Raw genomic sequence first — 12,979 nt, 5'->3', positions numbered from 1 at the left:
GCGAGTAGAGGTATCCGCGCTTACCGGAAAAAATTCGTGATGGAGAATGTTGAGCCAATCGCGGCAAACCTTTGCGGGCAGGTAGGTATTGATTGATGAGTAATTTTGAATTTCGCTATTAATTTAGATTTTTAAAAATGACCTTAAACGGCTTGATGAAAATGAGAAGTGCGATAACCTGGCCGCGTCTGAACTCGCTTTTCGCATGCACATTTCTTTCGAAAATATAATTTGCCTTCGCAAACGTTTATCAGTATTTTAAGTTTGCTGTGAACCACATTATTGTGCTTCTGCCCGCAAGACTAAAGAGTGCCTCATCTCGACCGCACTACATATTCGGATAGTTCGGACCGCCGCCGCCTTCCGGCGTGACCCACACGATATTCTGCGTCGGGTCCTTGATATCGCAGGTCTTGCAGTGCACGCAGTTCTGCGCATTGATGACGAGCCGCTCGTTGCCTTCGTCGTTCTTCACGAACTCGTAGACACCAGCCGGGCAATAACGCGACTCCGGTCCGGCGTAAGTCTGCCAGTTCACGTTGACCGGCACGGTCGGATCTTTCAGCGTCAGGTGCGCCGGCTGATTTTCCTCGTGGTTCGTGTTCGAGATGAACACCGAAGAGAGCCGGTCGAACGTCAGCTTGCCGTCCGGCTTCGGATACGTGATCGGCTTGCACTGCGAAGCCGGCTTCAGCATCTCGTGATCGGAATGCTGGTGATGCAGCGTCCAGGGCACGTTACCGCCGAGCAGCTTCTGCTCGACGCCGACCATCAGCGTGCCGAGGTAGAGACCCTTGCTCATCCACTGCTTGAAGTTACGCGCGCGATACAGCTCGGTGTAGAGCCACGACGTCTTGAAGGTTTCCGGATAAGCGGTCAGTTCGTCCGACTGACGGCCGGCCCGTACGGCGGCGAATGCGGCGTCGGCGGCGAGCATGCCGGTCTTGATCGCGGCGTGCGAACCCTTGATGCGCGACGCGTTCAGGAAGCCCGCGTCGTCGCCGACAAGTGCGCCGCCCGGGAACACCAGCTTCGGCAGCGACATCAGACCGCCCGCGGTGATCGCGCGCGCACCGTACGACACGCGCTTGCCGCCTTCCAGAATCGCGCGGATCGCCGGATGCGTCTTGTAGCGCTGGAATTCCTCGAACGGTGACAGATACGGATTCGAATAGCCGAGGCCGACCACGAAGCCGACCACGACCTGGTTGTTGTCCATGTGATAGAGGAACGAGCCGCCGTAGGTGTCGTTTTCGAGCGGCCAGCCGGCCGTGTGCATCACCAGACCCGGCTTGTGCTTCGCGGGATCGATCTCCCACAGCTCCTTGATACCGATGCCGTACACCTGCGGATCGACGCCGTCGCGCAGCTTGAACTTCTCGTTCAGCTGGCGGCCGAGGTGGCCGCGCGCGCCTTCGCAGAACAGCGTGTACTTCGCGTGCAGCTCCATGCCGAGCTGGAAGTTCTCGGTCGGCTCGCCGTCCTTGCCGATGCCGAGGTTGCCGGTCGCGACGCCCTTGACCGAGCCGTCGTCGTTGTACAGCACTTCAGCCGCCGGAAAGCCCGGGAAAATCTCGACGCCGAGCGCCTCGGCCTGCTGACCCAGCCAGCGCGTCACGTTCGCGAGGCTGATCACGTAGTTGCCGTGGTTCTTGAAATTGTCCGGCAGCGCCCAGTTCGGCACGCTCTTCGCGCCGGTCGCCGACAGGAACAGGAAGCGGTCTTCGGTCACCTCGACCGTCAGCGGCGCGCCTTTCTCCTTCCAGTCCGGGATCAGCTCGGTCAGCGCGCGCGGGTCCATCACCGCGCCCGACAGGATATGCGCCCCGATCTCAGAGCCTTTTTCGAGTACGCACACGCCAAGCTCGACGCCTTGTTCGGCGGCGCGCTGCTTCAGACGAATGGCAGCCGACAGGCCCGCAGGGCCGCCGCCGACGATGACGACGTCATATTCCATCGACTCGCGCGGCCCGTACTGCTCGATCATCATCACCTCCTGCATACCTCAATGCTCCGCCGCATCAATAGCGATAGAAACGAGCCGTGCGCGGGGCCCCATTGCATGCAGATCGATTTCCTCGCGTCGTCCGTCGATCCAGATGCCTGTCATCGGCTGCAGCGACACGCCGTTGAGCAGCGCGCTTGCCACGCCCCATTGTCCGTCGACGCACAGGACGAGCTGTGTCGAAGCCGCGGTGATCCGCAGCGACTGCGAGGCGACATTGACGCGGGCCTGGCAAGCGCCGCGCCGCGTCATCACGTTCAGTACCTCGACGGGCCGGGCAGGCACGCTGGCCCATATCAGCAGATCGCCGGAGAACTGCACGGGCTGTCCTGGGCGCGCGAACCACGCGCCGTCCTGCGAATGCAGATCGACCGCACCGTCATCGAGCAACAGCAGCGTGCGATCGAGTCCCGGAAATTGCGAGAACCTGGCGGGACCATTCAGTGTGGCGAGGCTGACGCGCCACTCGATGCCGCCATCGTCGCCGGCGCGTTTGGCGACGGTGCGCGTGATGCCGCCGCCGTTCGCCCACGTTTCGGGCGCGAGTTGCGCGCAGTCGAAGAAATGAATCGAGTGCTGCGAGGGTGGCTTCCCGAAGCTCGTCGAGGCACGGAGCGGGGCGCCGTGTTGATCCGGATGCGTGAAGTCCGTCATGAGGTGCCCCGTGCGCCGACATACGCTTCCAGTTCGCGCATCGTCTCGAACAGATCTCCGACGAGCCCGATGTCGGCGACGGAAAAGATCGGTGCATCGGGGTCCTTATTGACGGCGACGATGATCTTCGAGTCCTTCATGCCGGCCAGATGTTGAATCGCGCCGGAGATACCGAAGGCCAGGTAAGCATCGGGCGCGACCGTTTTGCCGGTCTGTCCGACCTGTGCGGCGTTGGGCGCGTAACCGGCATCGACGGCCGCGCGCGAGGCGCCGAGAGCGGCGCCGATGCGCTCGGCCAGGGTACCGAGCCGCGCTATGTTTTCTTGCGACGCCAGGCCGCGCCCCCCCGCCACGACGACGCGCGCAGTCGATAGATCGTGGCCCGTGTGCTGCGTCGCCTGTCGTTCCACGAGGCTTGTCTTTTCAAACGCAGGCACTGCATCGAGCGTCACGATCGACGCGTTTCCTCCCGCACGTTCGACCGGCGCAAACGACGACGCGCGAAACGTCGCGAACGTGAGCGCCGTTTCGCTTGCCACGGTCGCCAGCACGCTGCCCGCGTACAGCCCGCGCAGGAAGCCACCATCGTTCGCGAGTCCGAGCGCGTCAGCCACGAACGCGCTGCCGGTCAACGCAGCCGCGCGCGGAAACGCGCCGCGAGCCAGCGGCCGATGGGCGGCGGCAATCAACGAATAGCCGGCACACACGGCGCGCAATTGAGCGGCGAGCCGCTCCGGCGTCGCCACGCCGTCGCAGCGGCTGCTCAGCACGCGTGCTACACCGGGGAGCCGAGCGGCTTCGCTTGCGGTCTCGGCATCGAGCGCAAGCACATCGAGCGGCGCGCTTCGCTGCGAGACAGCGCTAATCACGCGCAGCGTTGCGTCGCTGATCGAGCCGTGATCCGATTCAGCCAGTACCAGAGTTTTCATACGATGGCTCCTGCGCGGTCGAACACGCGATGCGCCGCGAGCGCATCGAGCAAAGCCGCGGTATTCGCGACCTTCACGCCCGCCTGCCGCGCGGGCGGATCGCGCAGTTCGACGATCCGGCTTTGCGGCGTGAGCGTGACGCCGAGCGTGGCCGCGTCGAGGGTCGCGAGAGGCTTCTGCCTGGCCTTCACGATGTTCGGCAAGCTCACGCGCCGAGGCTCGGCCAGGCGCAGGTCCGCGCTGACGACCGCCGCGCCGTCGAGCTGCCATGTCGCGGTGCCCGAGTCGTCGCCGCAGGTCACGCGCCAGCCGGCGCCGTGGGCGGCGATGGCGCTCGCGTCGAGCGCCTGCGGCCAGTCGAGCAGGCCCGCGAGCATCGCGGCGACGCCGCCCGTATCGTCGTCGATGGCCTGCTTGCCGCAGATCACGAGGCCGAATGCGTCGCCGTGCGCCGACAGATACGCGCGCAGCAGGCGCGCGACAGCCAGCGAGTCCAGCGAGTCCTGCGATGTCGCAGCCGCGCCCGTATCGAGAAGGACCGCATTGTCGGCGCCCATCGCGAGCGCCGTGCGCAGCACGTCCTGGCTATTAGCCTGTCCGCAGGTGATGACGGTCACCTGCGAGGCGTGTCCCGCTTCCTTCAGTTGCAACGCTTTTTCCAGCGCGCACTCGTCGAAGGGATTCAGCGACATCTTCAGGCCGTTCGTGTCGATCGCGCCGCCGGCACCGACCCGCACGCGCACGTTCGGATCGACCACGCGTTTGACGGGGACGAGAATCTTGATGGACATGATCGCCTCCATGAATCAGGACACCGCGCCCGAGCCGTATTTGCCGACCAGCAGCGCACCCGTCTCGAAGCGCTCGAGTGCATAGGGCGCGAGCGACACATCGGTCGGCTGACCGAGCGCATGCTGCGCGAGCAGCCTGCCGATGCCCGGCGAGAGCTTGAAACCGTGTCCGGAGAAGCCGAAGCCGACCACCAGTCCCTCGACATCGCCGACCCCGCCGAGAACTGGGTTCCAGTCGGGCGTGACGTCGTAGACGCCCGTCCACGACGACGCGAGCCCCGCCGTCTCGTAGGCGGGAAACCGCCCGGCGACCTGCGCGCCGACTTCGACGACATAGTCGAGGGAGATCTCGCCCTGCTCGGTCTCCGGCGCATTGAGCGTTTCGCCGACCACGCCTTCGGACACCAGCATCTGGCTGCCGCCGTAGCTGCGGAAATAGAGCATGCCGGGCGAACCGAGGTCCTTGAACGCAGGCATGCCGAAGGTGTACGCGCCCGTCTCGCATTCGAGGGCGAGCACGGTATGGCGTTCGGGTTTCACGGGCAGCGGCACGCCGATCCAGGCGGCCAACTCGGGCGTCCAGATGTTCTGCGTGCTGACGAGGGTGCCGCAGCTGAAGCGGCCCGCGCTCGTCTCGACGCCGGTTACGCGGCGACCTTCGCGGATCACGCCCGTCACGCTCACGCCTTCCATGATCTTCACGCCGCGGCGGCGCGCCGACCTGGCGAAGCTGGTCGCGACGAGATAGGCGTCGGCGAAGCCGGCCTCGGGCTCGAATCCTATCAGCGCCGCGTCGTCAAACTGCGCGATCGGCAGGCGCTCGCGCGCTTCGGCGCGGTTCATCAATTGCACTTCGATGCCCATCTCCTGCTGCGCGGCGAGCGACGCGCGCAGTGGTGCGAGCTTGTCGCCTTCGGGCGCGCAGATCAGGTAGCCGCATTTGACGAGCCCGCACGACGCTTCGTCGTCGCCGACATACTCGGCGAAGTTGTTGAACGCCGACCACGACGAGCGCGCGAGCTCGACGTTCTGGCGAACCGAATAGTGCGTGCGTAGCAGTCCAGATGATTGCGAAGTCGTGCCGGCGCCGGTCGTGCCGCGCTCGAGGACCAGCACGCTATTCGCGCCGGCGGCGGCGAGATGGTGCGCGACCGAGGTGCCGATCACGCCAGCGCCGATCACGATGAAGTCATAGTGGCTCATGGGAGCGTTCCGATTTTCCAGTAGGGCGATGGAGCGGATTCTAGAAAGCCGAAACGCGGGGGAATTTTGTATTAGGCAAACTTATGACGCGCTTCCGAAATTGCTCATCGTGAGCACGGGCGGATTTTGAGCAAGCAGCATTCGACATCGTCGCGCGGCCTGCACTGGGCGCCGCGGACACTGGAGTCACGATGAGACGAACCCAAACGCCGATCGATCTGCGCGCGTTGCAGGCCTTCATCGCCGTGTGCGAGACCGGCTCGATGACGGGCGCGGCCAAGCAGTTGGGCGTGAGCCAGAGTGCGATCAGCCAGGCGGTCTCGGCGCTCGAACGCGATCAGGGCATGACGCTGTTCGACCGCGAGAGCCGTCCGCCGCGGCCGAATATTTCCGGGCGCGCCTTGCTCGAGCTCGCCGGGCCGCTGCTCGAACACGCGCAGATGGTCAGCACGCGGATCGGCGACGCGTCGCACGCGGGCACGCTGCCGGTGCGGCTCGGTTGCGTCGATTCGTTCGCGGCCACGGTCGGGCCGGAGCTGATTCGCGCGGTGTCGAATTCGGCGCGGCAGATCGCATTTTGGTCGGGTCTCACGCCGGGGCTGTCGAAGCAGCTGCACGAGCGGGAACTCGATCTTGCCGTCTGCACGCAGACGACGCTGAACGATGCGCGCATCGTCGAAGTGCCGCTCTTTTCGGAAGCGTTCGTCGTCGTCGTCGCGCGCAGCCATCTCGCGGGCCGCGCGCAGCTCGACTGGCGCATGCTCAGCAAGGAGCTGCCGCTGATTCGCTACACGGCGCGCTCGGTGATCGGCCAGCAGGTCGAGCGCTTCGCGCGGCATCTCGGCATTGACAGCCCGCGCCGCTACGAATTCGACGCGACCGATCCCCTGCTGAGTCTGGTGGCGGCAAGGCTCGGCTTTGCGATCTCGACGCCGTTGTGCCTGTGGCAGGCACGGCACTATCTCGACGAGATCGCGGTGCTGCCGCTGCCGTCGGGGCGGCTCGGACGGCGCGATTTCTTCCTGCTGCACCGGCAGGGCGAGTGGGACGATTTCGCGAGCGAAATCGTCACCTTGACGCGCACGGTCATCGATCGCTCGATCCAGCCGGCGCTGGCGCGTGCGTTGCCGCAGCTTCCCGCCGACGCATTGCTCTAGTCGCGTCGTTTTCATGGAGAACGTCTTTGGACGATCTATATACGTTGCAAAGCGGCGAGGCGCCGCTGCTGATTTCAATTCCACATCTGGGCTGCCGGATTCCCGCCGAGCTTCAGCCGCTCTATACGGAACAGGCGCTCACGGTTGCCGATACCGACTGGCATCTCGACCGTCTCTACGATTTCGCTGCGCAATTGGGGGCGACGGTGCTCGGCGCGAAGCTGTCGCGCTATGTGATCGACCTGAACCGGCCGCCCAACGACGAAAGCCTGTATCCGGGGCAAACCACGACCGGCCTGTGCCCGGCCGAAACGTTTCGCGGCGAGCCGGTCTATCGCGCCGGCTGCGAGCCGGACGCGCGGGAGAAAGCGCGGCGCGTGACGGACTACTGGCAGCCCTACCATGACCGGCTGCGCGCGGAACTCGCGCGTCTGCGCGGGCGTCATGCGCACGTCGTGCTGTGGGAGGCGCATTCGATCGCGAGCGTGCTGCCGCGCCTGTTCGACGGCAAGCTGCCGGACCTGAACCTGGGCACGCAGGACGGCCGCACGGCGGCGCCCGCCTTGCAGGCGGCCGCCGTTGCCGCCGCCGCAGCCAGCCCGTTCAGCTGGGTCGCGAACGGACGCTTCAAGGGCGGCTATATCACGCGTCACTTCGGCGCGCCGCACGACGGTGTGCACGCGCTCCAGCTCGAGATGTGTCAGTCGACCTACATGAGCGAGCGCGCGCCGTTTGCCTATGACGAGGTACGTGCGGCATGCGTGCAGCCGGTATTGCGCGCGATGATCGAGGGCGTGCTGCGCGCCTTGGCGACTTTATAAGTTGTGCTGATACACCGTCGTAACCTGCCTGGCCGTTTCAGTGCAGCTTTGCACCGCATTCACGATCCGGCCGCACCGCGGGCAAGCAGGAGCAGGACCAACAGGGAGAAGGAGCAAGACCGCCGCGCGCCGCCAGTGTTTATTGACAGGAACGTTTGATTCTCATTGATAAACATGGCACGGTCGTTGCATGACAAGGACAGTTGCCAGGAATGCGGCCGCGAGGTGGAGGCCGAGGTTGGAGTTGTTCACTCGGTGGCGGACTGAGCGTAGACGAAGATCGAAAGAAACTGGATCGGCGTCTTGATCAGGCGTTCTGGGCCATGGGGGATATCGCCCCGGAACGTGAGCGTGTCGCCGGGATGCAGGATGTAGGTTTGCTGGCCGTGGCGGTACTCGATCACGCCCTTGAGCATGTGGATGAACTCGGTGCCCGGGTGCTCGAAGACGGGGAAGCGCTCCGACTCGTCGTCCATCGTGATGAGGAACGGTTCGAAGAGCTTGCGCGGGCCCTGATCGTAGGCGAGCAGATGGTAGGTGTGGCCACGCTGCGTGCCCTTGCGGACGACCTCCATGCCAGCGCCTTTCTTGACCAGTTGGGCGCCGCCTTGCGGGACGTCGAAGTTGCGAAACAGCGCCGACATCGACACGCCGAGCGCCATGGCAATGCGGTGCAGCACGTCGAGCCCGGCCGAGGTTTGCGCGTTCTCGATCTTCGAGAGCATGCCGCGGCTGATGCCGGCCTGCTCGGCGACCTGCGCGATGGTCAGTTCGTGAGACTGGCGCAGCTCGCGGATCGTCGTGCCGAGATAGCGTTCGAGCGGTGATTTGTTGTCGTCCGCGGTTTGCATAGATGGCCTCGGAAAAGGAAGCAAGGTTAGCGGATCGCACTGGTTTGCCGGCCTTTGAAGCGGGCGTTTGAAGCGGGCCTTGAACGCGGGAATGCGTGCGCGCAGAGAGTTTCCTGCTGGGAAATATTTTTGCATGTTAATAAATTGTTGCAAGGAGTGGCAATGAACCTGAACGATGCGAGCAAGCTGCCGGTCACCGTCAACGAGCTCGGGAGCGTGCCGCGCTTCGACACGGCACAAGACGCGCAGGCCTGGCTCACGCAACAGGGCGTGAAATACGTGCTGGCGCAGTTCGTCGATATTCACGGCGTGGCGAAGGCAAAGTCGGTGCCGGTCGCGCATCTGAAAAGCGTGCTCACCGCCGGGGCGGGTTTCGCCGGCTTTGCGATCTGGGGTGTGGGGATCGAGCCGAACGGTCCGGACTTCATGGCTGTCGGCGATCTGTCGACGCTCACGCCGGTGCCCTGGCAACCCGGCATCGCGCGCATCGCGTGCGATGGCCATGTCGACGGCAAGCCCTGGGAGTTCGATTCGCGCGTGATGCTGAAGAAACAGGTCGCGCGCATGACCGGGCGCGGCTGGACGCTCTACACGGGGCTCGAACCCGAGTTTTCGCTGCTGCGCCGTTCGGCGTCGGGCTTGCTCGAGCCGTGCGATCCGAGCGATACGCTCGCGAAGCCATGCTACGACTACAAGGGCCTTTCGCGCACCCGCGTGTTCCTGGAGAAGCTCACCGAATCGATGCGCGCGGTCGGCATCGACGTCTATCAGATCGACCACGAAGATGCGAACGGCCAGTTCGAGATCAACTACGCCTACACGGATTGCCTGACTTCGTGCGACCACTACGTGTTCTTCAAGATGGCCGCATCCGAGATCGCCAACGAGCTCGGCATGATCTGTTCGTTCATGGCCAAGCCGTTCGCGAATCGTCCCGGCAACGGCATGCACATGCACATGTCGATCGGCGACGGCGAGCGCAATCTGTTTGCCGACAAGAGCGATCCGCTCGGCATGGGCCTCTCGAAGCTCGGCTACCAGTTCACGGCCGGCTTGCTCGCCCATGCGCCGGCGCTCGCGGCGCTGTGCAATCCCACCGTCAACTCGTACAAGCGGCTGGTGGTAGGCCGTTCGCTGACGGGCGCGACCTGGGCGCCCGCGTATATCAGCTACGGCGACAACAATCGTTCGACGATGGTGCGCATGCCGGGCGAGCGCATCGAACTCCGCCTGCCGGACGGCTCGTGCAATCCGTACCTGGCGACTGCCGCCGTGATAGCGGCCGGGCTCGACGGCGTCGAGCGCGAATTGTCGCCGGGTGCCCCCGCCAACGAAAACCTCTACGACTGGACGCCGCGGCAATTGCGCGAGCACGGCATTGGCGTGCTGCCGCAGAACCTGGAACAGGCACTCGAGGCGCTCGAAGCGGACCGCCTGGTCTGCGACGCTCTCGGCCCGGTCGCCGATGAATTCCTCAAGTTGAAGCGCATGGAATGGCTCGAATACATGCGCCACGTATCGGATTGGGAGCTGAAGAGCTACCTCGAATTTTTCTAAGGAGACGCACTATGTGTGGAATCGTAGGAATGCTGGTCAAGACGCCGGCACTACGTGAACGGCTCGGCGAACTGATGGTGCCGATGCTGATCGGCATGACCGAGCGCGGCCCGGATTCGGCCGGACTGGCCGTGTTCGGCAAGGCGGTCGATGCGCACCAGCGCAAGCTCAGCCTCTACTCGGGCTTTACCGACGAAGGCGAGCGTTTCGCCTGGCAACCGCTCGTCGACGCGTTGAACGCCGCGATGGACGTCACGGCGCGCATCGAAGCGAAGGGCAATCATGCGGTGCTGACGCTGCAAGGCAGCGTCGAGAACGTGAAGCGCTGGCTCGGCGAGCATTATCCGACGCTCTATCTGCTGTCCGCGGGCCGCTCGATCGACCTCTACAAGGACATCGGCCTGCCCGCGCAGATCGCGCAACGCTACGGCTTCGCGAACCTGAAGGGCTCGCATCTGGTCGGGCATACGCGCATGGCGACCGAATCGGCGGTCACGCCGGATCGCGCCCATCCGTTCACGGCCGGCGAGGACTTCTGCCTCGTGCACAACGGCTCGCTGTCGAATGCGCACGGCGTGCGGCGCAAGCTCGAACCCGAGGGCATTCACTTCGATACCGACAACGATACGGAAGCGGCCTGCCGCTTTCTCGAATGGCGCCTGCGCGAAGGCGACACCTTGCCGGACGCGCTGCAAAAAGGCTTCGAAGAGCTCGACGGCTTCTACACCTTCCTGATGGGCACCACGACCGAGCTCGCGCTGATCCGCGATCCCTTCGCGTGCAAGCCTGCCGTGGTCGCGGAGAACGACGAATACGTGGCGATCGCCTCGGAGTTCCGGTCGCTGGCACATCTGCCCGATATCAAGAACGCGAAGGTCTTCGAACCCGCACCCGAGGAGATGTATCTATGGAAAGCGTGACATTCGACCTCGCGCGCTCGCCCGTCAGGGCGCTGAACCGGTACCTGCACGGCGATGCCGCCGAGCTTGCCGGTCAGCGCATCACGGTGAGTTCGCCCAACGGCGCGCACAACATCGCGGTCGGTGTCGATGCCGACGTCAGCATCACGATCGAGGGCCATGCCGGCTACTACGCGGGCGGCATGAACCAGCACGCGAAGATCGTTATCGAGGGCAGCGCGGGCACCGGGGTCGCCGAAAACATGATGAGCGGCAAGGTGCACGTGAAGGGCTTTGCATCGAACGGCGCGGGTGCTTCGGCGCATGGCGGGCTGCTCGTCATCGACGGCGACGCGGGCCTGCGTTGCGGGATTTCGCTGAAGGGGGGCGACATCGTCGTCGGCGGATCGGTGGGCAGCTTCTCGGCGTTCATGGCGCAAGCGGGCCGCATGGTGATCTGCGGCGACGCGGGCGACGCGCTCGGCGATTCGCTCTACGAAGCAGTCCTGTATGTGAAGGGTGAAGTGAAATCGCTCGGCGCGGATGCGCAGTTCGAGCCGATGACCGATGCGGACGTCATGGCCGTCGCCGCGCTGCTCGATGCGGCCGGGCTGCAGCAAGATCCGCGCGCGTTCAGGCGCATCGCCTCGGCTCGCACGCTCTATCACTGGAACGCCGACGCGGACCAGGAATATTGAACACCCAAGATCATCGAGAAGGTCCCCATGGAAAAGCCCGTTCATTTCGCCCGCTTGCAGCAGGAAGAGTCGCAAGGCTACGACCGCAAGACGATCGACTACATCCACATGGCCGCGCAGCGCGGTCTCTATGAAATCCGCGGCCTTGGCGCCAAGCGGCGCGTGCCGCACTTCGACGATCTGCTGTTCCTGGGCGCGTCGCTGTCGCGCTATCCGCTCGAAGGGTATCGCGAGAAGTGCGTCACCAGAACGGTGCTTGGCACACGATTTGCAAGCAGACCCGTCGTGCTCGACATCCCGATCACGATTGCGGGCATGAGCTTCGGCGCGCTCTCGGCGAACGTAAAGGAAGCGCTGGGGCGTGCGGCGACGGCGGCCGGCACCTCGACGACGACGGGCGACGGCGGCATGACGCAGGAAGAGCGTCGCTCGTCGAAGACGCTCGTCTACCAGTGCCTGCCGTCGCGCTATGGCTTCAACCCGGACGACGTGCGCCGCGCCGATGCGATCGAAATCGTGATCGGCCAGGGCGCGAAGCCGGGGGGCGGGGGGATGCTACTGGGGCAGAAAGTGAACCCGCGGGTCGCCGCGATGCGCACGCTGCCCGCGGGCGTGGACCAGCGCTCGGCGAGCCGTCATCCGGACTGGACCGGCCCGGATGACCTCGCTATCAAGATTCAGGAGCTGCGCGAAATCACCGATTGGGAAAAGCCGATCTACGTGAAGGTCGGCGCGACCCGCACGTTCAACGACGTGAAGCTGGCGGTGCATGCCGGCGCGGATGTGGTGGTGATCGATGGGATGCAGGGCGGCACCGCGGCGACGCAAACGTGCTTCATCGAGAACGTCGGCATTCCGACGCTGGCCGCGGTGCGGCAGGCTGTCGACGCGCTCGAGGACCTGAACATGAAAGGGCAGGTGCAGCTGATCGTGTCGGGCGGCATTCGCACCGGGGCCGACGTGGCGAAGGCGCTGGCGCTCGGCGCCGACGCCGTGGCGATCGGGCAGGGCGTGCTGATGGCGCTCGGCTGCAACAGCGACACCTATTTCAAGGATGGCGCGCTGCATTCTGCCACGGCCGATTACGCGGCGCTCAACACGTCGCCGGGGTTTTGCCACCACTGCCACACGGGCAAGTGCCCGGTCGGCGTGACGACCCAGGACGCCGTGCTCGAGCAGCGCGTGCAGCCGGAGGAAGGCTCGCGCCGGGTACGCAACTACCTGAAGACGCTGAACATGGAACTGACGACGATCGCACGCGCCTGCGGCAAGCAGAACGTGCATCACCTGGAGCCGGAGGACCTCGTGGCGCTGACGGTGGAGGCGGCCGCGATGGCGCGCGTGCCGCTCGCCGGCACCTCGTGGATACCAGGACTAGCGAAATACTGAACCACTTACCTTGAGGAGAGCCCAG

General features: G+C 64.8%; 12 protein-coding genes. 6 read left to right on the top strand and 6 right to left on the bottom strand.

The annotated features are described in order from the left end of the window. Positions 1 to 328: 328 nt before the first annotated feature. From AB3X96_RS29725 to AB3X96_RS29705, 5 genes are read right to left on the bottom strand one after another with little or no spacing between them, the layout of a single operon-like run. Positions 329 to 1,987: an electron transfer flavoprotein-ubiquinone oxidoreductase gene (locus AB3X96_RS29725; RefSeq protein WP_368592616.1), complete on the bottom strand. Its 1,659-nt coding sequence runs from the start codon at positions 1,985 to 1,987 to the stop codon at positions 329 to 331. Positions 1,988 to 2,005: 18 nt separating this feature from the next. Then, complete coding sequence (locus AB3X96_RS29720) at positions 2,006 to 2,659, bottom strand: HutD family protein (protein ID WP_368592504.1); 654 nt, start codon at positions 2,657 to 2,659, stop codon at positions 2,006 to 2,008. Beyond that, positions 2,656 to 3,588, bottom strand: a complete 933-nt coding sequence (locus AB3X96_RS29715; RefSeq protein ID WP_368592503.1) for an electron transfer flavoprotein subunit alpha/FixB family protein — start codon at positions 3,586 to 3,588, stop codon at positions 2,656 to 2,658. Before AB3X96_RS29715 ends, AB3X96_RS29720 begins: the two co-directional genes overlap by 4 nt. Continuing rightward, positions 3,585 to 4,373 carry an electron transfer flavoprotein subunit alpha gene (locus AB3X96_RS29710; RefSeq protein ID WP_368592615.1) on the bottom strand — a complete coding sequence of 263 codons (789 nt, stop codon included), beginning with the start codon at positions 4,371 to 4,373 and terminating at the stop codon, positions 3,585 to 3,587. The genes AB3X96_RS29715 and AB3X96_RS29710 overlap by 4 nt, the downstream gene beginning before the upstream one ends. A gap of 21 nt (positions 4,374 to 4,394) precedes the next feature. Next, positions 4,395 to 5,582, bottom strand: coding sequence for an NAD(P)/FAD-dependent oxidoreductase (locus AB3X96_RS29705; protein WP_368592502.1), 1,188 nt, complete (start codon positions 5,580 to 5,582; stop codon positions 4,395 to 4,397). A 191-nt stretch (positions 5,583 to 5,773) separates the two neighbouring features. Between AB3X96_RS29705 and AB3X96_RS29700 the strand changes: the two genes are divergently transcribed. Together AB3X96_RS29700 and hutG are read left to right on the top strand one after the other, a co-directional pair. Then, a complete protein-coding gene (locus tag AB3X96_RS29700; protein WP_368592501.1) occupies positions 5,774 to 6,739 on the top strand; it encodes a LysR family transcriptional regulator in 966 nt (321 codons plus the stop codon). 26 nt (positions 6,740 to 6,765) lie between these two features. Further along, on the top strand, positions 6,766 to 7,560 hold the full coding sequence (gene hutG, locus AB3X96_RS29695; protein ID WP_368592500.1) for an N-formylglutamate deformylase: 795 nt from the start codon (positions 6,766 to 6,768) through the stop codon (positions 7,558 to 7,560). A 248-nt stretch (positions 7,561 to 7,808) separates the two neighbouring features. On the opposite strand, the gene AB3X96_RS29690 is transcribed toward hutG, so the two are convergent. Continuing rightward, positions 7,809 to 8,411, bottom strand: a complete 603-nt coding sequence (locus AB3X96_RS29690) for a helix-turn-helix domain-containing protein (protein ID WP_368592499.1) — start codon at positions 8,409 to 8,411, stop codon at positions 7,809 to 7,811. A gap of 162 nt (positions 8,412 to 8,573) precedes the next feature. Here AB3X96_RS29690 and glnT point away from each other — a divergent pair, with 162 nt between their 5' ends. From glnT to AB3X96_RS29670, 4 genes are read left to right on the top strand one after another with little or no spacing between them, the layout of a single operon-like run. Then, positions 8,574 to 9,968, top strand: coding sequence for a type III glutamate--ammonia ligase (gene glnT / locus AB3X96_RS29685; protein WP_368592498.1), 1,395 nt, complete (start codon positions 8,574 to 8,576; stop codon positions 9,966 to 9,968). Between the two features lie 11 nt (positions 9,969 to 9,979). Continuing rightward, on the top strand, positions 9,980 to 10,888 hold the full coding sequence (locus AB3X96_RS29680; RefSeq protein WP_368592497.1) for an amidophosphoribosyltransferase: 909 nt from the start codon (positions 9,980 to 9,982) through the stop codon (positions 10,886 to 10,888). Beyond that, entirely contained in the window at positions 10,876 to 11,565 is a 690-nt protein-coding gene (locus AB3X96_RS29675; protein ID WP_368592496.1) for a protein glxC, read from the top strand. The genes AB3X96_RS29680 and AB3X96_RS29675 overlap by 13 nt, the downstream gene beginning before the upstream one ends. 27 nt (positions 11,566 to 11,592) lie before the next feature. Next, the gene (locus tag AB3X96_RS29670; RefSeq protein WP_368592495.1) at positions 11,593 to 12,954 is read left to right on the top strand and encodes an FMN-binding glutamate synthase family protein; all 1,362 of its coding nucleotides are present in this window, start codon (positions 11,593 to 11,595) and stop codon (positions 12,952 to 12,954) included. The last annotated feature ends 25 nt before the right edge of the window (positions 12,955 to 12,979 follow it).

It is taken from the genome of Paraburkholderia sp. BR13439, from assembly GCF_040948805.1.
GTDB lineage: Bacteria > Pseudomonadota > Gammaproteobacteria > Burkholderiales > Burkholderiaceae > Paraburkholderia > Paraburkholderia youngii.
This window is presented reverse-complemented; position numbering and strand designations above follow the sequence as displayed.